Here is a 21,839-nt window from a genome sequence, read left to right on the forward strand (position 1 = left end):
AGCACGCCGGCAACGGGGCGGTGAGAAAAGGCTCCGCCGACCAACCGCTCGGCGGGAGCGTGTGCGGACTCCGGGCACGGGGTTGGCGAACACACACTGTGTGAAGGCGAATTGGTTACGCTCGGCTGCACTGAGTGATGCGAGGACTACATGGAGCCGAACACCCTGCTCGACGCTCTGCTTGACGAAGCCGGCATGTCACGGATCGGCTTGGCCGCACGCGTGAACGCCGCTGGCAGGTCTCGAGGCAGGCAGATGCGCTACGACCACTCCTCGGTGATTCGCTGGTTGCGCGGGCAACGTCCACGCGGCGTCGCGCCCGACCTGATCTGCGACGTTCTCTCCGAGCGCCTGGGCCGACCGGTGAGCCTCGATGACATCGGCATGGGCCTTCCCGGGACCGGTGGGCACGGCTCGCCGTTGGCCGGATTCATTGAGCGCTCCACCGCGCTGTGGCGGGGAGACGGCCAGCAGCGCGACGATCTCGTGTGCGCCCCACTTCTCACCGGCGTGGCCGCGATCGGCCCGGTCTGGGAGTGGGAGAACCCACCGGAGGACCTCGACGTCTCGCGAGCGGGCAGCCTCCATGTGGGGCGCGCCGACGTGGAGGTGCTACGCATCGCCCGAACGCACTACGAGGCGATGTACCGCCAGACGGGCGGCGTGGCCACGCGAGGCCGCATCGTAAGGTTCCTCGCCGAGCACACGTCCCCGCTTGTTCGAGGTGCCTACACGGATGCCACTGGCCGTGAACTCCACCGCGCCGTGGGCGGCTTGGCAGCAGTCGCCGGAATCTGTGCCTACGACTCCGACGCCCAGGGGCTCGCTCAGCGCTACTTCCACCAGGCGTTACGCCTTGCCAAGGCGTTCGGTGACCGCGCCTTCGGCGGCTACGTCATAGCGCTGCTGGTCAACCAGGCTGTGTTCGTACGGGATTTCCGGCAGGCAGTGGCCTTCGCCGAGGCCGGTATCCGTACCGCGGGCGCTCACATGTCCCCGGCGCTGGCCACCGACCTGTACGCCATGCAGGCCAAGGCGTTCTCCCGCATGGGGGACCAGGCCGCCGCCCACCGCTGCATGTTGCTCGCCGAATCTGCCGCCGCGCGCATCCGGCCCGCTGACGAACCGGCCGAGCTGGGTTACGTACAGCCTGGCCTGGTTGAAGCGCAGTTGGCGGAAGCCCTCATCAGCCTGGGCGATTGGGCCCCGGCACAGACGTACGCCACCGAAGCGGTGCGAGCCCGCGCGCACGCTCGCGGCTCCGTACACCGCTTGGCGACACTAGCCACCGCCGACCTCGGCCGCGGCAATCCCGAACAGGCCGCCGCACACAGCCTGGCCGCATTGAACCTGGCCAGGGGGCAGGAGTCGCGGCGGCTACGGGAACGCTTCGCCAAACTCCGTGGTCTGCTCGCCGACCATGGTTCCGCGGCAGGCCGCGGTGCGGTGGAGCAGATCGACGCCTCTCTCTCGCTGCCGCTGTGACGGGCACAGCAAGTGCCCGGTGCGATAGCGTCCCAGGCACCGAGGCAGACGATCAGGTACGGAGTGGGCACGTGTCGGTCTGGAAGAACCACGGCGAGAAGACCGTCTACGAGAATCCCTGGCTCACCTTGAACCTCGCGGACGTCGAGCTGCCGGGCGGCCGCCACCTCGACCACTACGTCATCCGTCAGCGCCCGGTCGCCCTCGCCACTACCGTCAACGAGGCCGGCGAGGCCCTGTTGCTGTGGCGGCACCGCTTCATCACCGACTCATGGGGCTGGGAACTGGCCGCCGGGGTCGTCGAGCACGGCGAGGACATCGAAGCGGCAGCCGCCCGCGAAATGCTTGAGGAGACCGGCTGGCGCCCCGGCCCGCTCCAGCACCTGCTGACCGTCGAGCCCTCCAATGGCCTTGCTGACGGCCGCCACCACGTCTACTGGTCGACCACGGCCGAATACGTCGGTCACCCTGAGGACGACTTCGAATCCGACCGCCGGGAGTGGGTCCCGCTGGCCTCCGTCCCGTCTCTCATCGAGCGCGGCGAGATCAGGTCCGCCAACGCGGTGGCCGCGCTTCTCCTGCTGCACCACATGCACGCCGGAAGGTAGGGAGCCGCCAGGGCTCTGCTTGAATCCGCGGTCTTCAGGACGGAGTTCTCGCGCTGTATGCGTGAGCGATGCGTGAGCGGATGTGCTGGCACCGGGCGGTGCTGTGCGGACCGAGTGACAACCTTGGTCCGTCTGACCTGCGGGTTTCGGATGGTGCTCCACCGTCCACCACCGCGCGGCACACCCTGGCCAGGACTTTTAATCCATTGGTTGTGGGTTCGAGTCCCACACGGCCTACCGCATCGGCCCTCTTCGCAGGGCGCTGACCTGCGGTTTCTGTGCCCCGACCGTCCCCGGACGGCCGGGGCACAGTCGTGTCCGGGGGCGTGCGTGAGCGGACGCGTGGCTGGTGGAGCGGCTCGCGACCTCAGCAGGGGTGTCGGCGCTCGTCAGGGCGGGTTGCTGCTGCCGGCCCGTTGTCACAGGAACGCCCTATGGTGCGTCGCAGCGGGGTGAAGCGACTTGGGGGTCATTTATGGGAACCAGCTACGAGGGCGTACTCGTCGTGGCCGGAGTCGAGGCGGTGCGTGAGGCTCTGGTCCGGGCCGAAGTGACGGCGATCGTTGCTCCTGTCGGTGTGGAGCGCACCGCGATACTGCCCCGTGAGGGCGCGTACAACGTCGCGGAGGTGGACGACCTGGCGCGCTACCTCAGCGGTACCTGCGGGTTCAGCGTGCTCGTCCACACTCTGTACGACTCCGACCTCCTGAGCTTGTACGTCTACAGAGGCGGCGACTGCGTTCACGAATACCAGTCGGAAATGGCCTACCTGGGAACGCCTTTCGAGGACGAAGACGGTGAGATGAAGGTCGAGTTGGGCGGCGTGCTCTATGCCTCCGATGACGAGTCCCTGCCCACCGGTCCCTGTGGTGCTGACCCCGAGGTGTTCTCAACCTTCGGCACCGGGCACGTGGACCATGACCGGCTCGGCGCGCTGCTCAGGTGCGAAGGCCTGGACGACGAGGATGCGTGTATGTACGCCCAGGGCCTCCACTGGGCTGTGTCGGAGGCGTTGAATCTGCAACCCGCAGCGCTGACCGAGGCCTACCGTCATGCCAATGTCTCCGACTACCCGGGGGCCGCGCTGGTTGGCCCTTCGCGGAACGAACCGTCGGCCGGTGCCGCCCTGCTGTAGCTCTGTTGGCTCGGGGCAGGGAAGGAGACGTAGCGCGGCCGTAGAGCAGCCGTTCGACGTGCGATGCCGATGCCCCCCACTCCGGTACCGGCTTTCGCCTGGGCGTCCTCGGCTACAGATTCGTGCTGAGGGCGCGTGCCAGCGACGTCGCCCGATCCGCCGTTGCCCTCTTCCACGGGGTGTGGTCCTGTTCGGCGATCTCCCGCCACAGGGACGCCGTCGCCGTACCGAACGCCGCGAGTGCTTCGGGCGCTGCACTCCGCCAAGACGGGAAGCGGCCGGCGTATTCGATCGCGGCCGAGGCCGGGTGGCCTGCGTCAATGAGGCGCAGCGCGAGGGTGCCGGGTCGATCCAGGCGGCGCCGCGTGTCGTCCATGCCCAGTCGATGAGCCGTGCCCGACCTCCTGCGATCAGGACGTTGTCCGGGGCGAAGTCCGTGTGCAGCAGTGCGTCACCGTCGAAGTGCTGCAACGTGCCAGGTTGCGCGTACTCCGCCCACCGGTCCACGGCCTGCTTGATGCCGACGTCGGCCGGTGCGGTGATCCCTTGCAGTTCGGAGAGTGCCGCTTCCACGAGCGGCAGGTCGGGAGAGCCGGGCGCGTAGTCGGCGTGGCGGCCGTCGACGACCTCGTAGCCGAGGAGGCTCCAGCCGTCGAACTCCAGGTGCCAGTACAGGCGTGGGCAGGAGGAGGGCAGGTGCGGGGCCACTGCTGCCTCACGGCGCTGTGCACCCGCCTGGGGATGGTCGGTCGGGATGCCCTTCACGAAGACGGGGCCGCTGTCCGTGTCGAGGACGGATGCGATGCCGGAGTTCATGCCGCCGGGCGCGGTCACCGCCTCGTGCACGGCGCCGGTCTTGTCGGAAACGGCCCGGCGGGCTTCGGTGGGAAGCCGCTCGAAAGGGATACGGGACATGGACACGCGCTGTTCCTCGGGTATTCGGCGATAAGGGAGTGCCGCCCCGGCCAGTTATGACCGGAGCGGCACCCTCAGGGGAAGGCTGTGAGACGCCGGTGAAACAGGCCTGTCGGCTACGCCAGTGACCGGTCGGTGATGATGCTCACCCGCTCTTCGAAGACTTTCGCCGCGTCGGGGGTGAGCGTCGCCAACGCGACCATGCTGCTGAGCATCACGTCGCACAACTCGTTCTGGACGTCCTCCCACGTGTGGCTGCGGCCCTTGCGGGGGTTGGCGGAGACAGCGCCCATTGCCGCCTGCGCCACCTCACCGACCTCCTCCTGGACCTTGAGCAGACGCAACAGCCGCGCCTGTGCCGGCGTCGCGTTGTCCTTCTCGTCCAGCCACTGCACGAGCTGGTGGATCTTCGTCCAGATCTCGTCGTTCACGACGGCGGTGCTCCTTGCGTACGCGTGGATTCCAGATCACGAGCGACGCTACCGAGCCGGGCGGGCGCGTAGGCGGCGATCTGCTCAGCAATCACACCGGCGGGTGCGGTGCTTGTGTCGACAACGAGGACGGGCACACCTATGTCGCGCAGGATCACCACCACCTCTGCGTAGAGCGCCGACTCGCGCGCAGGGAAGTCCGGCGCCCGGTTGAAGCGGTGTGTGGCACCGCGTGCGGCGATGCGGGCGGCGATGTTGTGGGGGTCCGCATTGAGGATGACCGCGAGGTCCGGCAGGCGTATGCCGGCGTTGAGGTTGAGCAGGTACTGCTGCGGTACCCCGTCGAGTGCCTGCACAACGAGCGTGGATGCGAGGTACCGAACGCTCACCACGGTGATGCCGGACTCCAGGCGCGGGACCACCTCGTGGGCCAGGTGGTAATGCCGGTCGGCGACGACCAGACAGGCCAGCGCCGCCCCGCTGTAGTCGTCCGCGTTCTCGCGGATGAACCGGCCCAGCGTCGAGCGGGAGGGCTCGGTCGTCGCGTGGACCTGCTCCCCGCGGTGCGCCAGCGTCTGGACCAGGGCGGCGACAGTCTTGGACTTCCCGACGCCGCCAGGGCCGTCGACGGTGATGAAGCGCCCCGGGCGTCCGGCCGTCATGCGGTCACCGCCGAAGCCGTGTTGCGGGAGTGCTGTTCGCGGGCGATCTGCGCCAGGGCCTGGCGCAGTTGCGGCAGCGGGGTGTCGGCGAACTGGATGCCCACGCTGAACGCGAACTCGTCGCGCTGCCTCATCGCTTCGTCCGCACCCTGGTCGGTCAGGTCGACGTCGGCGTAGGCGGTCATGGCGACCGGGTCGTAACCATCCGCCAGAAGCTTGTCCCACACCGGCGAGCCCGGATACGGCCGGAACTCGAACGCCGACGCGCGGAATCCGCCGGGCAGCCGGTCGGAGAGGTCCCACAAGCGCCGGATGTGCGTCAGCGTCGCGGCCAGGTCCTCCGCTCGCTCCGAGGGGTAGCCCAGAATGAAGTAGCCCTTCACGTTCACACCGCGCCGCATCAGCCGTTCGGCGACCCGCAGCGTTATGCCGGAGGTGATCCGCTTGTCCATCGCGGCCAGCACCCGGTCACTCCCGGACTCGATCCCGAGCGCGACCTCCCTCATCCCGGAGGCGGCGAGAGCGTCCAGCATCGCGTCGTCCTCGCGGTCCAGTACGTTGATCCGGCCTGTCGCGTCCCAGACCCACCGCTCTCCGACCCTGTCCGTGGTGAACGCGTCCATCATCGGGTGGATGATGCGGCGCGCACCGAGAAAGAGGTCGTCGACGAACCGGAAGGCACTCACGCCGTAGCCGTCGGCAAGCTGGTGCATCTCGGCGAGGATGTTGTCCGGCGTGCGGGTGCGGATCGTCAGATCCGGGTTCTTGCTGACAGCCGCGCCACAGAACCAACAGTCGTAAGGGCAGCCGCGCGCCCCGACCATGTTCGCCTCGCGTCGGCCGTCGCCCGCCAGGTACGGGTCCTGCGGCAGGAACGCACGGTCCAGGGACAGGCCGTCGATGTCCGGGCTCAGCCAATGCCGGATGCGGGCCGGGTCGTGCTCGATGCCCTCGACGGTCGTACCGAGGATCCTGTCGCGCCACATCACGCCCGGCAGCTCCGCGCGCCGCCCGACGTCGTCCAACAGCGCTGTCACGCGGGTCTCGCCCTCGCCGACGACCAGCGCGGCAAGGCGGCTCATGCGGGGGTCGGCGATCACGGTCTCCGGCGCGGCCTTGGCGTGGTGGCCACCGACCATCAGCCGTACGTCGTTACCCAGTCCCGCTGCGATCCTCGCAGACAGCTCATAGGTGGGCGCCAGGAGGTTCAACCCGGCCCAGCGCGGGGCGGCGTCGTTCGCCAGCCGGATCGTCTCCTCAATTCCCAGGCCGTGTGCCTCGGCGTCGAGAAGGCCGACGTTGTGGCCGGCCTGTGCGGCGTAGGTGGCGATGTATCCCATGCCGATGACCGGCAGGGTGTAATCGGTCACGCGGGGCCGCAGCGAGTAGTCCCGCAAGGGGGCGTTGATCAGGAGCAGGTCGACGGGCCGCTCCGGGTCGGCACCGGCGATCAGGTCAGGGACGTGGCGTAACGGGCGGTCGGGCATGGATCCCCCACGCGAGTGTGTAGGTGGTCAGGGCGTGAAGTTGCGGCCGGTCCGGTGCCCACCGGGACCAGGCGGCTTCGAACTTTCGTGGTGTTTCGGGCAGCGGCGCCGACGGGGCGGCTTTGGCCGCCCAGGTGCGCACCGCCAGGTCGCCGTGCGGGTAGACGGAGTAGTCGCCGGTGAAGTCCGCGGCGACGCACGCTGCGGTCCACGGGCCGATGCCAGGTACCTCCTGGAGGGCCTTCACCATGTCGTCAGGGGCCAGCCGACCCCAGTCCTCGGCGTGCTCCAGGTAGGCCGCCGCCGCAGCCGGTAGAGCCTTGCGGTGCAGTGCCGCACCGATCACCGCGAAGTGCTCCTCGGTCAGCTCCAGAACTTCGCGCGGGCCGGGCACGCTGTGCATCACCCCTGCCGGTGTGTCCCAGGAAGGGCCGTAGGCAGTGATCCACCGCTGGTAGAGGGCGCGGGCCTGCGGGGCGCGGATGATCTTCCGCAGGAGACCGCTGGTGATCGCCTCCCACAGCGTCGGCGACGACAGGCGGTGCACAGTCCCCAGGCGGGCCAGCGCTTTCGTGAGAGGCCGCGGGGCGCCCGCCGGGAGCTGCGCCGGCTCCGTCGCGACCGTTTCCACGCGCTCGCTGGCGAGCGGCCCACCCTGTTGCGACGTCGCCAGTGCGGTGCCGTCCCACGCCACGAACCAGGCATCGGCGCCCCTGACGACGAGGCGGCACGTGGCCCCGTCCGGGTCGGTCGTCCACGCTGGGTGGTCGGTCAGCAGGGTGGTGGTCATCGCGGCGCCTTTCGCTGTACGTCCGTGGGCACCCGGCGGTGTCCGGCCGGGCGTACCCGGCAGTCTGCTCGCTCTCCGTGGACGCGCGGGCACGAACTGCTCCTTCGGCGTCACCTCGAATGCCGGGCGGTCCAGTCGTCGCGGGCGGCGATGAGGGCGGGGCGGATCTTCTGGTCGAGGAGGTCGGCATGCTCGCGGAGCTTGGTGGCGACCTCGGCGAGCTGTTGGGGGTCGAGTCCGAGGATCCAGCGGCCTTCGGCGAGTTGGAGGTTGGCGACGGGGATGCGCTTACGGGGGTCGGGGTCGTGGGGGTTGCAGTCGATGCTGCCTTCGAGGACGGGCTCGTCCCGCGGGCCGTCCCAGCGGTCGGGGGCGGTGACGGGCATCAACGGCCCCTCGAAGAAGGTGCGGTGGTTGACGAGGGCCAGCCGTTGCGGCAGCTCGTCGACCGGGACGTCGACCTCGGTGGGGTCGTCCTCGGCCCAGTCGGGCAGGTAGCCCTCGTTGACGGTGCCGTCCGTTGCGGTGATCGTCCACGTCCCCGGCGTGCTCCAGGGCGGCGGCTGCTCGCGGGCCCCGACCTCGAACCAGACGACTTTCCCGGCGGGGTCGTCGGTGCTGCCCCAGCCGGCGGCGAGCGCGTCCACGAGCAGCAGCCCCCGCCCACCCTCGGCGTCCACCGAACCGTGCCGCGGCTTCGGTCGTACGGGACTGGCGTCCGTGACCTCCACCCGTACTCGGGCGCCGGTCCAGCGGACAGCGACCGCGCAGGCCGCCTCGCTGTAGCGCAGGGCGTTCGTGATCACCTCGCTCGACAGCAGTTCCACCTCGGCGACCTGCTCGTCGGAGAGCGGGACGTTCCAGCCGCGGACCAGGGCGCTGCTCTTGTGCCGCGCCTCCGGCACGCAGCCCTCCTCGGCCCCGACGCTGAATCCGTGGATGAGGGCCGCCGGGCCCAGGGCGGTCACCGGGGACCCCCGGCCTGAGCGGGGCAACGTCCGGGCGGAACGATGCAGGGTGCGCTGGCGGGGTGGGGAGGTCGCAGCACCGGGTGCTCCTTTCGCTACGTAAGGTGAGCACCAACTGTGCGGGGGTGAAGGCGAGGTGGCTTCCCCGGCGCGGGTATACCCGTGATGGGTACGCTTTTTCCGGCCTGTGCACCGCACACTCGGTTGAACTGGCAGGACGGGACAGCGCGATGACCGGATACCGACCAGCGACCGCGTTACCGCGCGCCGTCCTCGAACGAGCGGACATGCGAGCCGCGATCACCGCCCACGACGTCGGGACGGTGTTCCGCCTCGCGCGCGAGCTGGCCGGGATCAGCTACTCGAAGATCGCTGCGGAGTGCGACATCAAGCCCGAGCGGGTCGGCACGCTGGCCCGCGGCAAGGGAAGCGTGACCAGCTTCGAGAAGATCGCCCGCGTCGCGGACGCCCTGCGCATCCCCGGCCACATGCTCGGACTCGCACCCCGCCCCTGGGAGAAGAGCGAATCGGTTCCTGCACGTGACCGTACGAGCGAGGAGGACGAGAATCCCGTGGAGCGCAGGCGATTTCTCCGAGCAGGCACCGGTGCCGGGCTGGCGGCAGCGCTGCCCGAACTATCGCGCCCTACGGTGGGCCGACGCCTCGGCTCTGACGTGCCGGACCAGCTGCGCCGTCGCGCCGCCCGCTTGCGCCGGTTGGATCAGGTCCTCGGGGGAGGCGACACCTACCGCGTCTACCTCGGCGAATACCAGGCCACCAAGGCGCTGCTGCGCGACTCGACGTACACGGAGCAGACCCGCGGCGGCCTGTTGTCCGTCCTGGCAGAGCAGGCACAACAAGCCGGGTGGGCCGCCTTCGACGCAGGCCGCGCTGTCGACGCGCGCGGCCTCTACGAAGAGAGCCACAGCGCCGCCACCGAGGCCGGCGACACCGACCTCGCCGGAAACGCACTCGCCTTCCTCGCCTACCAGGCCGTCAGCGGCGACCAGAAAGCCGGAGTGGAGATCGCCGCCCGTTCCTGCGCCACGATCGGCCCCGACGCCCCTGCCGGAGTACGCGCCCTCCTCCGCGAACGCCTCGCCTGGGCCTGCGCAGTCGCGGGCCTGGCCACCGAATGCGAACGCGCCCTCGCCGCAGCCGAGTCCGCCCTCGCCACGGCCGGCGACGCGCCCCAGCCCGACTGGGTCTCGTGGGTCGACACCACCGAACTCCAGATCATGACCGGCCGCTGCTGGACCGAACTACGACGCCCGCTGCGAGCCGTCCCGGTCCTTGAAGCCGCCCTCGCCGCCTATGACGACACCAACGCCCGCGACAAGGCTCTCTACCTCTCCTGGCTCGGCGACTCCTACCTGACCGCAGGCGAAGTCGAACAAGCAGCCACCACAGCAGACCGCGCCCTCGATCTCGCCGAAGGCATCGCCTCCGTCCGCCCCCGCGCCCGCCTGACCCCACTCCTCAAACGCCTCGACGCCCACCGGGGGCTCCCCGCCGTGGACGCGGTACTGGAAAAGGCCGTGGCGGTCTGAGCTACGCGGACGGCTCAGTGCTGTCGGCAACCCATCGCAGGTACGCCTCCGAGCCGGCCACGATCGGCACCGCAACCACCTCCGGCTTAGCCCACGGATGGTGCTCCAGTAGATGCGCCTCCAACGCGGGATACCGCTCGGCGGTGGTCTTGAGCAGCAGTTGCCACTCCTCACCGGTCCCGAACATCCCCTGGTGCCAGAACACCGACACCACCGGCCCCACCACCTGCGCCCCCGCCGCAAGCTGCCCCCGTACGGCCGATTCCGCGAGCCGGACAGCCTGTTCGCGAGTCTCGGTAGCGGTCGACACCTGCACGAAGTCGGTCATGCGGCGAGCCTAACCAAGCATGCGAATTGGCCGTCTGCAGGTGCAGTGCATGGCTGATTACCTGCTGTCACTGATCGGTGACAACCGGTAATGTTGCTCGTCGTGAAGGCGTTTCGCGCGTACTGGGGGTATCTCGCCATCGCTGCCCTGATCGTCTCCTGGGGGCGTGGCGCAGCACCCGCCGTGATCGTTGTCCTGTCGCTCGCCGTGTTCGTGTTCGCCGGATTTCAAGCCCTGCTCTTTGCGGCGCCGTGAACCGCAACGGCACGTACTGCCGGAAGAACGCGTCTGGGCTCCTCATGGGCTGCCACAGGCGACACCACCGACTGCAGAAGCTGAAGATGATCGTTCTGCGCCACCGCGCGGGAACTGTCTCGCGCAGCCTCTTCCCGTCGTCAAAGGAGAAGTTCGAGGCAGCTATCGCTGTTGGCGGCCTCCTGTCTGCCGTAGCAGCTGTGGTCGTGCCCGTGATTACCGGTTAGAGGCGGACGTTCGGACATTGAACGTGGCGCCAGTGGCCTCGCTAGGACAGCAACTGCATCTGGCGTGCGTGAGCGATGCGTGAGCGGATGCGGCGGCACCGGGCGGTGCGGTGCGGACAGGGCGGCAACCGTGGTCCATCTGACCTGCGGGTTTCGGACGGCTGCTCACCACCCCCTACCGCCCGGCACGTCCTGGCCAGGACTTTTAATCCATTGGTTGTGGGTTCGAGTCCCACACGGCCTACCCGGTCGGGCCTCCCCGGAGGCCGCTGACCTGCGGCCACGGTGCCCCGATCGTCCTCGGACGGTCGGGGCACGGTCGTGTCTGGGGGCGTGCGTGGGCGATGCGTGATGGTCGCTCCGCCGGACAGGGCAGCCACGCCGTCGGACGCCGCGGGCGGTTGCCGACTCTGCACCGTTCAGCGCGCTGCTCAGCCTGGGTAGAGCGCTTGCGGTGTCGAATCTGCCGCGCCGGTCAGTTCGTTGAAACGGTCGGATACAGATCGGAGCCGGTCCGCCAATCCGGCTAGGGCGTCTGCTAGATCGCGCAGCTCATTGGGCTCGACTGGGCACCATCGGCCGTCCAGTTCGACCGAGAGGAAGGGTTCGAGACCAGGCGATCGCTCGGCGAACGGGTATTGCTGCAAGCAGGTACGCAGGAGCACCGCAGCGCCGCGGGGGATCGGGACCGTGAACTCGTCGTCGGCGCTTGAGTGAGTGATGTCCACGCGGTAGCCACCGGGCTGGTGCAGTTCGCCCGTGCACCATTCGGGCTCCGGGATGGTGACGACTCCGTGGTCGCACGTGGGGATGGTGACCGTTTGCGGTGTGAGGGTGCCTTCGGGCATGGCAGAACTCTCGCCGAACGGGCCCCACCTCGTCGTAGGTTGGCGCGAGATCAGCCGTCCGGGTCACTCCTCGTTGAGGAGTTCCGCGGCCGCCTTTGGATCCATCAGGGTCGACCATGCCTGTTCGGCTGGGAGGAGGGAGCGGCTGGGGAGCGCGTATTCGGGGTACCAGTCGGTGGCCTCGCACCCCGGGACATGGCGCAGGACGACGGCGGTCAGGTCGTCGGGGACGGAGCCTGTGATGCGTACGGCTACGTAGGTCTCGTGGCCTTCGTCGGCGCGTACCAGGATGCCGAGGCGGAACGTGGCGAAGTCTGCGGCGTGCTCGTGTCCGTCGTGCAGAGATCCGCGGGTCAGATCACGGATCGCGGTAGCGAGCCGGCGTACGAGGCGCGTACCGGCTTCGAGTTGGTAGCGATCACGATCGTCCTGGTCGGGCAGGAGATGGCCCACGTAGGTCTTGCTGGTCAGGGGTTGGCGGTGGTCGGCGTTGTAGCGGGCTCGTGCGGCCTGTGCGCTGGTTTCCAGGGCGGCGTAGAAGTCCTCTAAGGACCCGTCCTCGCGTTGACCGGCGGCTATGAGCCAGGGCAGGTCCAGGTCCGTGTCGGTCCAGACTGCTCCGCGCCATCTCTGGACCTTGACCTTGAAAAGGATCTCGTCGTCGATGGCGCGGATTCGCTCGCGGCCTGCTTCGTCGTCGCCGAAGAGTTCCCGAGCCTTTACGAGGAGGGGGTGGTCCAGTTCGTCGAGTGGCTTCTGTGCAGAAGGCAGCGCAAGCTCGAGGTCCTCGCGGAGCGTGCGAAGGGTGGGGCGAGCAGGCTGCACGGTCAGTCGTCCTCGCCTACGCCGCCGAGTTCCCTTATCCGCTCAGGTGACAGTCCGGTCAGGAGTGAAACGCTCGACTCGACGGATCCGTCGAGCTTGCGCATCTTCTCTCTCATGCTGGCGCGGACCTCCTCACGGCGGAGCTCCAGATATGTCCGGACTGCTGCGGCGACCAAGTCCTTCTTGGTCATCCCCAGGAAGTGGGCACCATCGGCGATCAACTCGTCCACCGCTGCATCCACTTTCAAGGGTGCGGTTGTGCGAGTTCCTCGACTCCGTGTTCCTTCTGCAATCTCCATGTGGCGCCTCCTGGTACCAGATGGTACTCCTATTCTTAGCTGCGCGGATGCCTGGGTCCGCCCAGTCCCCAGCGTGGTCGTAGGTGCGTGAGCAATGCGTGAGCGGATGTGCGGGCACTTGGCGGTGCGGCGCGGACAGGGTGGCAACCTCGGTCCGTCTGACCTGCGGGTTTCGGATGGCGGCCCACCGTCCGCCACTGCCCGGCATGTCCTGGTCAGGACCTTTAATCCATTGGTTGTGGGTTCGAGTCCCTCACGGCCTACCGCATCGGCCCTTCTTCGAGGGCGCCGACCTGCGGTTCCTGTGCCCCGGCCACCTCGTGGTGGCCGGGGCACAGCCGTGTCCGGGTGTGTGTACCGAGTTCTACGGTTGCGCGCCGAGGGTGCCGGCCAACGCGGCGGCGTGGTCCGCCATCGCCGCTTTCCCTCCCGTGCGGTCCTGCTCGGAGATCTCCCGCCACTGGGAGGCGGTTGCCGCGCCGAGTGCCGAGAGCGCTGTGGGCGTCGCATCGCGCCACGACGGGAAGGTCAGCGAAGGCGACCGCCTCTCCTGTGGCCGGCCTCCATGAGCCGCAGCGCCAGGGCGCTGGGGTCGATCCAGGCCTCGCCCCGCGTCGGCCACGCCCAGTCGACAGGCCGGGCCCGGCCGTCGGCGATCAGGACGTTGTCCGGGGCGAAGTCTGTGTGCAGCAGTGCGTCACCGTCGAAGTGCTGCAACGTGCCAGGTTGCGCGTACTCCCGCCCACCGGTCCACGGCCTGCTTGATCTCGACGTCGGCCGGTGCGGTAAGACCGGTCCGAGTATCACGTCGCACAGCTCGTTCCGGACGTCCTCCCACGTGTGGCTACGGCCCTTGCAGGGGCTGGCGGCGAGTGCGCCCATCGCCGCCTGCGCCACCTCGCCGACCTCCTCCTGGAGCTTGAGCAGGCGGAGCAGCCGTGACTGTGGGGGCGTCGCGTTGTCGTTCTCGTCCAGCCACTGCACGAGCTGGTGGATCTTCGTCCAGATCTCGTCGTTCACGACGGCGGTGCTCCCTGCGTGCGGATTCCAGATCAGGGGCGACGCCGCCGAGTCGGGCGGGCGTGCAGGCCGCGATCTGCTCAGCAACCACACCGCCGGGTGCGGTGGTCGTGTCGGCCACGAGGACAGGCATGCCCGTGCCGCGCAGGATCACCACCACCTCTGCGTAGAGCGCCGTCTTGCACCGGACGTCCCCGGCGGCGACCGCCTTTTTCTCGGGAGTTGCCGTGGGGCCGGAGAAGCGGGGGCCGGAAGAATCACGGCAGGGCGGGCGACGCCCCCGCCGGGACCGCTCAGGCGCCCGCCTGCAGCCGCAGGCCCGCCAGGGTCAGGTCGAGGGCGGAGCGGAACTGGTCCGCGTCGTCGTGGCCGTCGAACTCATCGACGATCTCGTGGACGAAGGGGAAATCCGCGGGGTCGAGCTCGCGCCAGGACTGCGCGTAGCGGGCGAGGAACTCCTCGCGGGTGGTGGCGCCGTCGAGGACCTCCTGGGGGGGCTCCTGGCCCATGTCGACGGCGGTGCCGACGACGACGCCGACGACCGCGGACACCGCGTGGAAGCGCTGGCGCGCGGTGAGGTCGAGGCGGAGGGTCTGCCGGCCCAGCTCCTCGTAGAGGCGCAGCGAATTGCCCTGGACGTCGGTGTTGCGCATGAAGTACGCGCCGAGCCAGGGGCGGTCCACGATCGCGTCGAACAGCGTCACCGCCATCACGCGGAGGTCGTCGATCGGGTCGTCGCTCGGCGGGAGCTTCTCGATGTCGGCCAGCACCGTGCCGATCACGTGGTCGGTGGCGCGGTCGAGCAGCTCCTCCTTGTTCGCGACGTACCAGTAGATGCTGGCGACGCCGCCGCCGAGGCGCTGGGCGAGGGCGCGGAAGGTCAGGGCGGGCGCCCCGGCCTCGTCGAGCAGGGCCACCGCCTCGGTGAGCACGGACTCCATCGAGTGCGACGCCCGCCGGCGCCCCTCGCCGGAACGGCGCCCCGCCTCGGAGCGGCGCCCCTCGCCGGAGCGGCGTCCCGCCTCGGAGCGGCGCCCCTCACCGGCGCGGCCCTCGCCCGAACGGCCTTCGCCGCTCGAACGGCTTCCCTCGTCCGAACGGTTCTGCAGGCGTGCCATGGCTCACATCCCAACCGGTCTTGCACACTCTCGAACGCTGTTCTATCGTACTCTATCGTACGTTGTTCGATAGCCGAACGGTGTTCGATTGGAGGACTGCCATGACCACCGCCACGCTCCAGACCCCCTCACCCCGCACCTACCCGTCGCTGCGCGCGGCGTGGATCCCGCTGGCAGCCCTGTGCCTCGCCTTCTTCGTCGAGATGGTCGACAACACGCTGCTGTCGATCGCGCTGCCCACCATCGGCCGCGACCTCGGCAGCGGGACGACCGCGCTGCAGTGGGTCACCGGGGCGTACTCGCTGACCTTCGGCGGCCTGCTGCTCACCGCCGGGTCGATGGCCGACAGATTCGGCCGCCGCCGGGTACTGCTGCTCGGCCTCGCCGTCTTCGGCTCGCTGAGCCTGTGCGTCGTCCTCGTCAGCACCGCGGGCGAGCTGATCGCCCTGCGGGCCGCGCTCGGCGTCGCCGCCGCGGCGATGGCCCCGATCACGAACTCGCTGGTCTTCCGGCTGTTCGACGACAAGGCGCTGCGGATGCGCGCGGTGACGGTGATGATCGTCGTCGGCATGTCCGGCTTCGTCCTCGGCCCGCTGCTCGGCGGCACCGCGCTGGCCCACGTCCGGTGGGAGTGGCTGCTGGTCGTCAACGCCCCGATCGCGCTGCTGGCGTGCATCGGCGTACGGCTCGGGGTCCCGGCCGACCGGCGGGAGGACCTGACCGAGGACAAGCTCGACCTGCCGGGCGCCGTCCTGAGCGTCACGGCCATCGGGCTCGCCTGCTACTCGCTGACCAGCGGCGTCGACCACGGCTGGCTCTCCGCGCCCACCCTCGCGTCGGTCGCGGGCGCCGTCGTGGCCGGGTACGCGTTCGTACGGCACGAGCGGCGCAGCCCGGCACCCATGCTCGACCTGCGCCTCTTCTCCCACGGCACCGTCCGCGGCGCCGCCATCGCGCAGACCGGCACGTCCCTCGCGATGGCCAGCGTGATGTTCGGGCTGATCCTGCACTTCCAGTACGCCTACGGGTGGAGCCCGGTGCGGGCGGGCCTGGCCAACCTGCCGATCATCGTGACGATGATCGTCGCGACCCCGCTGTCCGAGTGGCTCGCGCGCCGGTTCGGCCACCGCGTCGCCTGCCTGGTCGGCGCGGCCTGCCTGGCCGGCTCGCTCGCGGGCCTCTCCTGGGGCGTCAGCCACGGGTACACGGCCATCGCCGTGTGCATGGTGCTGATGACCGTGGGGCTGCGCACCGTGATGACGATCTGCGCGGTCGCGCTCGTCGATGCGATGCCGAGCAACCGCACCTCCATCGGCGCGGCCCTCAACGACACCGCCCAGGAGGTCGGCTCCAGCGTCGGCACCGCGGTCGTCGGCACCCTGATCGCCGCACTGGTCACCCATCAGCTCCCGGCCGGCACCTGGAGCAGCGACCTCGTCGCGTCCTTCTTCCACGGCGAGCGGATCACCTACGCGATACTCGCCGTCGCCGTCGGACTCATCGCGGCCCTGGGCGCGCTGACCCTCACCGACTCGCACTCCACGGACGAGCACGGGGGCGAGGAGGAGGAAGGGGCGGAGGCGGGCGAGGAGACCGGCGTCAAGGAACCCGCCTGACCCGCGCGGACCGGGGGGTTCCGCCGGCCGCGGCCACGGATGCGAGACTTCAGCGCCAGCCGTTGCCGCATCCCGCGGCCGCGCGGCGCGGTGACCAGGGACGGGAGGCAAGCGGAAGTGAGCCTGGAGGACCTCGGCCTCACGGCGGACGAGGACGCCGTCTATCAGGTGCTCATCGCACTTCCCACCACCTCGTACGACGCGGTGGCGGCCGCCGTCCCGCTGCCGGGGGAGCGGACGGAACGGGCGCTGCGGTCGCTGGTGGAACGCGGGCTGGCCGTACGGGCGGCGGACGGCCGCCGGTACGCCGCGGCGCCTCCGGCGGTGGCCCTCGGGGCCGAGCTGGCGGCCCGGCGGGAACGGGTGCAGCGCGCGGAGCTGACGGTGGCGCGGCTCGCGGAGACGTACCGGATGGCGACCGCGGACCGGGCGCAGCGCGAGCTCGTCGAGATCGTCGAGGGCACCGAGGCCATCCGCACCCGGCATCTCCAGCTCCAGCTCTCCGCGCGCCGCACGATCGACCTCTTCTCGGCCGGTGAGCCGCGGGCGGTCACGCCGTCCGACAGCGAGGAGGTGACGGCCATCGCCCGCAACGTGCGGGTGCGCGCGGTCATCGACCAGGGCTTTCTCCGGGAGCCCGGCGCCGCGCAGAACGTGGCGCAGTCGCTCGCCGACGGCGTCCATGTGCGGACCGTCGCCGAGGTGCCGTACAAGCTGATCCTGTGCGACGGCTCGGTCGCCATGCTGCCGCTGCACGGCCGGGCCGCCGACGTGGACCCGGCGGTCGTGCTGCGCGGCGGGCTCGCCCACATGGCGAAGGAGCTGTTCGAGCAGGTGTGGGAGCGCGGGCGGCCCTACCACGAGGAGCCCCATCCGGGCATCGACCCGGTCGACGCCCACATCCTGCGGCTGCTGCTGGCCGGGCTGACCGACACCGCCGTCGCCGGGCAGCTCCAGATGTCGGCGCGCACCGTGCAGCGCAGGCTCCAGGTCCTGATGACCCGCGCCGAGGCGACCACGCGTCTCCAGCTCGGCTGGTACGCGCGTCACCACGGCTGGGTGTGACGTCCCGGCCGCGTCCGTGCGGCGGGCCCCCTCCACCGGAGCCCGCCGCACGGATCGGGGTCACGCCAGCGCGACGGCCCGGATCACGTCCTGCTGGACGGTGAGCCCGCCCGGTGCCGCGGCCGTGGCACGCAGCGAGAGCGAGCCCGCGGTGCGCGGGGTGGTCAGCACGGCCGACCAGCGGCCGTCGCCGGTCCGCCGCAGCGGCGCCGTCCGCCAGGTCGCGCCGTCGTCGTAGGACACCTGGAGGGCGGCCGAGGTGGCGGCGACGTCACCGGTGTACGTGGCCGAGCGCAGGCCCAGTTCGAGGCGCTGCCCCGCCCGTGCCGCGCCCCGCAGATCGGTGTCGACGTCGTAGGAGAGGTCGAGCAGCGGGACGTCGGCGCGCGCGGCGGAGTTCGGCGCCGACGGCTGGTAGTCGAAGCCCCAGGTGGTGCTGGTCCGGGTGGACGTCGACCAGCCGGCGGCGGGGCGCTGCCCGGTCGCGACCAGCGTGTAGTGGCCCGCCGTCAGGTTGTACGCGCGGCCGGACTGGGCGTTGAAGGCGGCCAGTCGGGTGCCGTCGCGGTAGAGGGCGGTCTGCTTGGCCCCGCTTCCGGAACCGACATGGCCGTCGTCGCCGCCCGACCACATGGCCGCGTTCCAGTAAAGGGTGCTGCTGCTGGTGGCGTACGGGACGTAGGTGTCTGCGCCGAAGCGCGGCGCCTGGACCGGCTTGAACCACGCCCCGTCGTACCGCCGCCCCGGCGTGTACGAGGCCGTCCGGCCGCGCTCGAAGTAGCCCGCCGCGGCGCCCAGGCCCTCGTGCTGCTCGTACCACGAACCGGTGGCGCCCGTGCCGCCGGTGACGTACTCGGTGGTGGTGCGGGCGTAGGCCTCGTAGGAGTCGCCGCCGAGGCCGGGGCCCCAGGCCGGGATGAAGTAGCGGCCGCCGAAGCCCAGCGTGCCGTCCGCCGCGTAGAAGGAGTTGTCGACCCGGGCCAGGTCGGAGTCCTTCGGCGTGTAGGTCAGCGGCCGGTCGGGGATGGAGCCGGTGAACTCCTGGACCAGGTCGTAGGTGTAGTCGGGGTACTGCTGCTGCGTCACCCGCAGCGTGCCGTTGCCGGACCTCGCCTCCGTGTCCAGCCGCGCCCCGTCCGCCTGCGCCACCGAGGCGATGGTGAGGCCGCCGGCCGCCGGGTAGGTCTCGGAGAGGCGGCCGCGGGTGTCGTTGGCCACGATCAGCATCGCGGCCCCCGCACCGGCCGCCGCCTGGGCGCGCTGGGCGGCGGTGACGCCGGTGCTGCGGTCGACGACGACGGCCTTGCCCCGCGCGTCGAGACCGGTGTAGTCGGAGGCCGCGCCCAGGCCCGCGTACACCGTCTGCAGGGTGCGCGTGCCGTCGTGGAAGGTGGTGCCGGGCTGCGCCGTCAGCGTGATGTCGCGGCCGGTACCCGTCCGGGCGGCGAGGGACTTCTCGCGCAGCCTCGTGTGGACGAACGCCTTCATCGTGCCGTTCCCCACCTCGGCCGTCGGCGAGACGTAGAAGGAGTCGTACACGGTCGGCAGCAGGTCGGACGTGGTCCAGCCGTGCGCGGAGGCGTCGGCGTAGGTCCGCTGCAGGCCGAACACGACCTCGGTGGTCTCGCTCGCGCGCTTCGGTGCCATCGACACCTTGCGCACCTTGGTCGCGTCGAGGTCGGCCGTCCCGGTGGGACGGTCCTTGCCGAGGGTGACGTCACCGGATATCAGCAGCGCCTCGCCGAGCGAGTCCGGGGCCTCGCCGGGCACGTCCACGTAGGACGTGGCGGTGTACGTGCCGGGCGGCAGGCGAAGCGTCGCCCGACCGCCGGTGACGTCGACGTACAGGGGGTCGGACCACGCGGTGGAGTACAGCGTCACCGTGTCGGTGAGGGGGCTGCCGTCGCGGCCCGTCACCTTGATCGTGCAGTCGTACATCTCGGCTTCCTTGAAGAGGGCGAAGCCGGTGTGCGCGACCAGGGTGCCGGTGGCGCTGTCGGTGGCGAGGACCTGGCCGGAGAACGTCGTGTCGGCCGGGACCTTCGTGGGATCGAGGAGCAGCGTCACCTCGGCGGTGCCGCCCGCCGGCACCGTCACGGAGGGCGCCGAGAGGATGTAGGCGCCGCCGGCGCCGCCGGTGGCTCCGGTGGCTCCGGTGGCTCCGGTGGCTCCGGTGGCTCCGGTGTCGAGGGAGAGGTCGAGCGTCACGTCGGCGGCGCCGTCGTTGCGGTAGGTGACGGTGCGGGTGGTGGCCTTCGCGTCGGTGTTCGGCCAGTCGTACGCGGCGGCCGCGACCGACCCCGTCGCCTCGATCGTCGAGCCGACGGCGGTGCCGACGGCGACCCGGCCGGTGCCCGCCTCGTACGGCGTCTCGCCGGTCCGGTCCGACGTCGACATCAGCGCGTCCTTGATGCGCTGCCCGCTCCAGTCCGGGTGGCGCCCCTTCAGGATCGCGGCCGTGCCGGCAACCAGCGGCGTGGCCATCGACGTACCGCTCATGGTGCGGTAGAGGCCGCCGGGCCAGCCCGGCACCGACTGGGAGGCGGCCGCCGTCACGTCCACGCCGGGCGCGGAGACGTCGGGCTTGAGGCCGTGGGTGCCGGTCAGCGGGCCCTGGCTGGAGAAGTCCGCCCGCCGGTCGTTCCCGTCGACCGCCGCCACCGTGAGCGCGGCGGCCGCGGCACCGGGCGAACCGATGGTGCCGGGGCCGTACGCGTTGCCCGCGGCGATCACGAACAGCGGTCCGCCGTCCGCGGACAGCTCGTCGACGGCCTCGGACATCGGGTCGGTGCCGTCGGAGCCGTCGGGAGAGCCCAGGCTCATCGACACGATGTCCGCGCCCTGCGCCTTGGCCCACTCCATCCCGGCGATGCTGTACGACTCGTCGCCGGTGCCCTCGTTGCCGAGCACCTTGCCGACCAGGAGGCGCGCGCCCGGGGCCGCGCCCTTCTCCTTGCCGCCGGACGCGGCGCCGGTGCCGGCGATGGTGGAGGCGGTGTGCGTGCCGTGGCCGTTGCCGTCGTCGACGCTCTGGCCCGGCACGAAGCTCGCGGTCGCGTCGACCTGGCCGGCCAGGTCGGGGTGGTCGAGGTCGGCGCCGGTGTCGAGGACGGCGACCTCGACGCCCTTGCCGTCGAAGCCCTGCTGCCAGGCGTCGGTCGCCTTGACCTGCGCCGTCTGGTCGGCGAGCGACGCTTTCACCTGGCCGTCGAGCCACAGCTTGCCGATGCCGCCGCCCAGCGTGCGCGGCGCGGCGCCGGGCGCGACCGCGTGCCAGAACGTACGGGCCTGGTCCTTGCGGGCGCGCAGCGCGGTCGCGTCGATCGACGCGAGCGTGCGCAGGGACGTGGTGCCCGCGGGCGCGGCCGGGGGCCGGCTGTTTCGCGGGGCGCTCGCGATCAGCGGCAGGGAGGTGGTGTGCGCGTCGTCGTACCCCATGGCCACCAGCGTGGTGACGTCGAACAGCCGCGGGTCCAACTTGCCTGCGGCGAGCAGCGGTTCGGCCTGCCGGGGGACGGCGTACGTGTCGCCGCCGTGGGTCTGCACCTCCACACCGCCGGTGCCCGCCTCGGCGGGGTCGACGGACACGACGTCGTTGGCGCCCGGCAGGTCGGTGTAGTGCACGCGGTCGCCGGTGACCAGGGTGACGTCGTAGGACGGTCCGGCGGCGGGGCCGCTCGCCGCCCCCGGCGCTGCCGTCGCCGCTGCCGTCGCCGGTGAAGCGTCCGCTGACGCGGCCGACGCCCCTGACCAGCCGATGAGCGCCATGGTGAGCGCTGTGGCCGCCGGGAGGTACCGGCGTCTGGGTATGGATCGCATGGCAACGGTTTAGCCGTCGCGAGGGGCGTAGGCCCAGATCCGGCCATGGCGAACACCCGTCATGACGAGGATCGGACGGCGGCGCGGGAGCCCTGCGGGGCGGCGCCGGGAGGGAGCGGCGGTCGGGGCGGGGACGGCGGCCGTCGGGCGCCGTGGTCAATTGGCCGGGGCGCTTTTTCTCCGCCCGAATTCCTGTCGACAAATCGGCTCAGTAACATCGTTGCGGCTAAAGAACTCCGCTGACGTTTGATTTCTCCCCGAGTGGTGTGAGCCACGCCTACAACCCGTGTTCGCGACTGTACAGAAAGCCGGTTTGCGGGGCATAATCGGCGGCCTGGGCCAACTGGCCCCAGCTCAGAAGACTTTCGGCGGCGAGACGCCTCGCAGG

At 70.6% G+C, this 21,839-nt stretch carries 20 protein-coding genes; 7 read left to right on the forward strand and 13 right to left on the reverse strand.

From position 1 onward, the window contains the following. The first annotated feature begins 150 nt into the window (after nt 1-150). From IH54_RS0114900 to IH54_RS0114910, 3 genes are all read left to right on the forward strand, one after another. A complete protein-coding gene (locus tag IH54_RS0114900) occupies nt 151-1,485 on the forward strand; it encodes a hypothetical protein (protein WP_031516841.1) in 1,335 nt (444 codons plus the stop codon). A gap of 71 nt (nt 1,486-1,556) precedes the next feature. After that, complete coding sequence (locus IH54_RS0114905; RefSeq protein ID WP_031516843.1) at nt 1,557-2,093, forward strand: NUDIX hydrolase; 537 nt, start codon at nt 1,557-1,559, stop codon at nt 2,091-2,093. Between the two features lie 475 nt (nt 2,094-2,568). Continuing rightward, nucleotides 2,569-3,228, forward strand: a complete 660-nt coding sequence (locus IH54_RS0114910) for a hypothetical protein (protein WP_031516845.1) — start codon at nt 2,569-2,571, stop codon at nt 3,226-3,228. Between the two features lie 112 nt (nt 3,229-3,340). Here IH54_RS0114910 and IH54_RS46815 read toward each other — a convergent pair whose 3' ends face one another. The 6 genes from IH54_RS46815 to IH54_RS41615 all read right to left on the reverse strand — a co-directional run bounded on the left by IH54_RS46815 (nt 3,341) and on the right by IH54_RS41615 (nt 8,481). Beyond that, a complete protein-coding gene (locus IH54_RS46815) occupies nt 3,341-3,604 on the reverse strand; it encodes a hypothetical protein (protein ID WP_234343524.1) in 264 nt (87 codons plus the stop codon). A 655-nt stretch (nt 3,605-4,259) separates the two neighbouring features. After that, a complete protein-coding gene (locus IH54_RS0114920; protein ID WP_031516847.1) occupies nt 4,260-4,574 on the reverse strand; it encodes a MazG-like family protein in 315 nt (104 codons plus the stop codon). Next, entirely contained in the window at nt 4,571-5,236 is a 666-nt protein-coding gene (locus IH54_RS0114925) for a dTMP kinase (protein WP_052397447.1), read from the reverse strand. Before IH54_RS0114925 ends, IH54_RS0114920 begins: the two co-directional genes overlap by 4 nt. Continuing rightward, nucleotides 5,233-6,723: a B12-binding domain-containing radical SAM protein gene (locus tag IH54_RS0114930; RefSeq protein ID WP_031516851.1), complete on the reverse strand. Its 1,491-nt coding sequence runs from the start codon at nt 6,721-6,723 to the stop codon at nt 5,233-5,235. The genes IH54_RS0114925 and IH54_RS0114930 overlap by 4 nt, the downstream gene beginning before the upstream one ends. Beyond that, on the reverse strand, nt 6,692-7,513 hold the full coding sequence (locus IH54_RS39740) for a hypothetical protein (RefSeq protein ID WP_043180886.1): 822 nt from the start codon (nt 7,511-7,513) through the stop codon (nt 6,692-6,694). Before IH54_RS39740 ends, IH54_RS0114930 begins: the two co-directional genes overlap by 32 nt. Nucleotides 7,514-7,623: 110 nt before the next feature. After that, complete coding sequence (locus tag IH54_RS41615) at nt 7,624-8,481, reverse strand: ATP-binding protein (protein ID WP_052397448.1); 858 nt, start codon at nt 8,479-8,481, stop codon at nt 7,624-7,626. A gap of 287 nt (nt 8,482-8,768) precedes the next feature. On the opposite strand from IH54_RS41615, the gene IH54_RS0114945 reads away from it, so the two are divergent. Next, nucleotides 8,769-10,031 carry a helix-turn-helix domain-containing protein gene (locus IH54_RS0114945; RefSeq protein WP_234343526.1) on the forward strand — a complete coding sequence of 421 codons (1,263 nt, stop codon included), beginning with the start codon at nt 8,769-8,771 and terminating at the stop codon, nt 10,029-10,031. A 1-nt stretch (nt 10,032) separates the two neighbouring features. Here IH54_RS0114945 and cutA read toward each other — a convergent pair whose 3' ends face one another. Next, nucleotides 10,033-10,359: a divalent-cation tolerance protein CutA gene (gene cutA, locus IH54_RS0114950; RefSeq protein WP_031516860.1), complete on the reverse strand. Its 327-nt coding sequence runs from the start codon at nt 10,357-10,359 to the stop codon at nt 10,033-10,035. 90 nt (nt 10,360-10,449) lie between these two features. Between cutA and IH54_RS45540 the strand changes: the two genes are divergently transcribed. After that, nucleotides 10,450-10,614: a hypothetical protein gene (locus IH54_RS45540; RefSeq protein WP_159011845.1), complete on the forward strand. Its 165-nt coding sequence runs from the start codon at nt 10,450-10,452 to the stop codon at nt 10,612-10,614. A 658-nt stretch (nt 10,615-11,272) separates the two neighbouring features. On the opposite strand, the gene IH54_RS45545 is transcribed toward IH54_RS45540, so the two are convergent. The 5 genes from IH54_RS45545 to IH54_RS0114980 all read right to left on the reverse strand — a co-directional run bounded on the left by IH54_RS45545 (nt 11,273) and on the right by IH54_RS0114980 (nt 14,774). Then, nucleotides 11,273-11,689 (reverse strand): DUF6907 domain-containing protein, encoded by a 417-nt coding sequence (locus IH54_RS45545; RefSeq protein WP_159011846.1) that lies wholly within the window; start codon nt 11,687-11,689, stop codon nt 11,273-11,275. 63 nt (nt 11,690-11,752) lie between these two features. Further along, the gene (locus IH54_RS0114960) at nt 11,753-12,514 is read right to left on the reverse strand and encodes a hypothetical protein (RefSeq protein ID WP_031516861.1); all 762 of its coding nucleotides are present in this window, start codon (nt 12,512-12,514) and stop codon (nt 11,753-11,755) included. Nucleotides 12,515-12,516: 2 nt separating this feature from the next. Continuing rightward, on the reverse strand, nt 12,517-12,744 hold the full coding sequence (locus IH54_RS0114965) for a hypothetical protein (protein ID WP_234343529.1): 228 nt from the start codon (nt 12,742-12,744) through the stop codon (nt 12,517-12,519). 597 nt (nt 12,745-13,341) lie between these two features. Continuing rightward, nucleotides 13,342-13,833, reverse strand: coding sequence for a MazG-like family protein (locus IH54_RS47920; protein ID WP_052397449.1), 492 nt, complete (start codon nt 13,831-13,833; stop codon nt 13,342-13,344). 293 nt (nt 13,834-14,126) lie between these two features. Further along, a complete protein-coding gene (locus IH54_RS0114980) occupies nt 14,127-14,774 on the reverse strand; it encodes a TetR/AcrR family transcriptional regulator (protein WP_031516867.1) in 648 nt (215 codons plus the stop codon). A 278-nt stretch (nt 14,775-15,052) separates the two neighbouring features. Here IH54_RS0114980 and IH54_RS0114985 point away from each other — a divergent pair, with 278 nt between their 5' ends. Together IH54_RS0114985 and IH54_RS0114990 are read left to right on the forward strand one after the other, a co-directional pair. After that, a complete protein-coding gene (locus IH54_RS0114985) occupies nt 15,053-16,567 on the forward strand; it encodes an MFS transporter (protein ID WP_031516869.1) in 1,515 nt (504 codons plus the stop codon). A gap of 117 nt (nt 16,568-16,684) precedes the next feature. Then, nucleotides 16,685-17,632: a helix-turn-helix domain-containing protein gene (locus tag IH54_RS0114990; RefSeq protein WP_159011848.1), complete on the forward strand. Its 948-nt coding sequence runs from the start codon at nt 16,685-16,687 to the stop codon at nt 17,630-17,632. Between the two features lie 60 nt (nt 17,633-17,692). Here the strand turns inward: IH54_RS0114990 and IH54_RS0114995 are convergent, their stop codons facing one another. Continuing rightward, nucleotides 17,693-21,451 (reverse strand): S8 family serine peptidase, encoded by a 3,759-nt coding sequence (locus IH54_RS0114995; RefSeq protein ID WP_234343530.1) that lies wholly within the window; start codon nt 21,449-21,451, stop codon nt 17,693-17,695. Nucleotides 21,452-21,839: the final 388 nt, after the last annotated feature.

Source organism: Streptomyces sp. NRRL F-5123, from assembly GCF_000721495.1.
GTDB lineage: Bacteria > Actinomycetota > Actinomycetes > Streptomycetales > Streptomycetaceae > Actinacidiphila.

Coding starts and splice junctions, on each gene's coding strand:
- IH54_RS0114900 (WP_031516841.1), top strand. CDS start 151: ATGGAGCCGAACACCCTGCTCGACGCTCTGCTTGACGAAGCCGGCATG.
- IH54_RS0114910 (WP_031516845.1), top strand. CDS start 2,569: ATGGGAACCAGCTACGAGGGCGTACTCGTCGTGGCCGGAGTCGAGGCG.
- IH54_RS46815 (WP_234343524.1), bottom strand. CDS start 3,604: ATGGACGACACGCGGCGCCGCCTGGATCGACCCGGCACCCTCGCGCTG.
- IH54_RS0114925 (WP_052397447.1), bottom strand. CDS start 5,236: ATGACGGCCGGACGCCCGGGGCGCTTCATCACCGTCGACGGCCCTGGC.
- IH54_RS0114930 (WP_031516851.1), bottom strand. CDS start 6,723: ATGCCCGACCGCCCGTTACGCCACGTCCCTGACCTGATCGCCGGTGCC.
- IH54_RS39740 (WP_043180886.1), bottom strand. CDS start 7,513: ATGACCACCACCCTGCTGACCGACCACCCAGCGTGGACGACCGACCCG.
- IH54_RS0114945 (WP_234343526.1), top strand. CDS start 8,769: ATGCGAGCCGCGATCACCGCCCACGACGTCGGGACGGTGTTCCGCCTC.
- cutA (WP_031516860.1), bottom strand. CDS start 10,359: ATGACCGACTTCGTGCAGGTGTCGACCGCTACCGAGACTCGCGAACAG.
- IH54_RS45540 (WP_159011845.1), top strand. CDS start 10,450: ATGTTGCTCGTCGTGAAGGCGTTTCGCGCGTACTGGGGGTATCTCGCC.
- IH54_RS45545 (WP_159011846.1), bottom strand. CDS start 11,689: ATGCCCGAAGGCACCCTCACACCGCAAACGGTCACCATCCCCACGTGC.
- IH54_RS0114980 (WP_031516867.1), bottom strand. CDS start 14,774: ATGGAGTCCGTGCTCACCGAGGCGGTGGCCCTGCTCGACGAGGCCGGG.
- IH54_RS0114985 (WP_031516869.1), top strand. CDS start 15,053: ATGACCACCGCCACGCTCCAGACCCCCTCACCCCGCACCTACCCGTCG.
- IH54_RS0114995 (WP_234343530.1), bottom strand. CDS start 21,451: ATGCGATCCATACCCAGACGCCGGTACCTCCCGGCGGCCACAGCGCTC.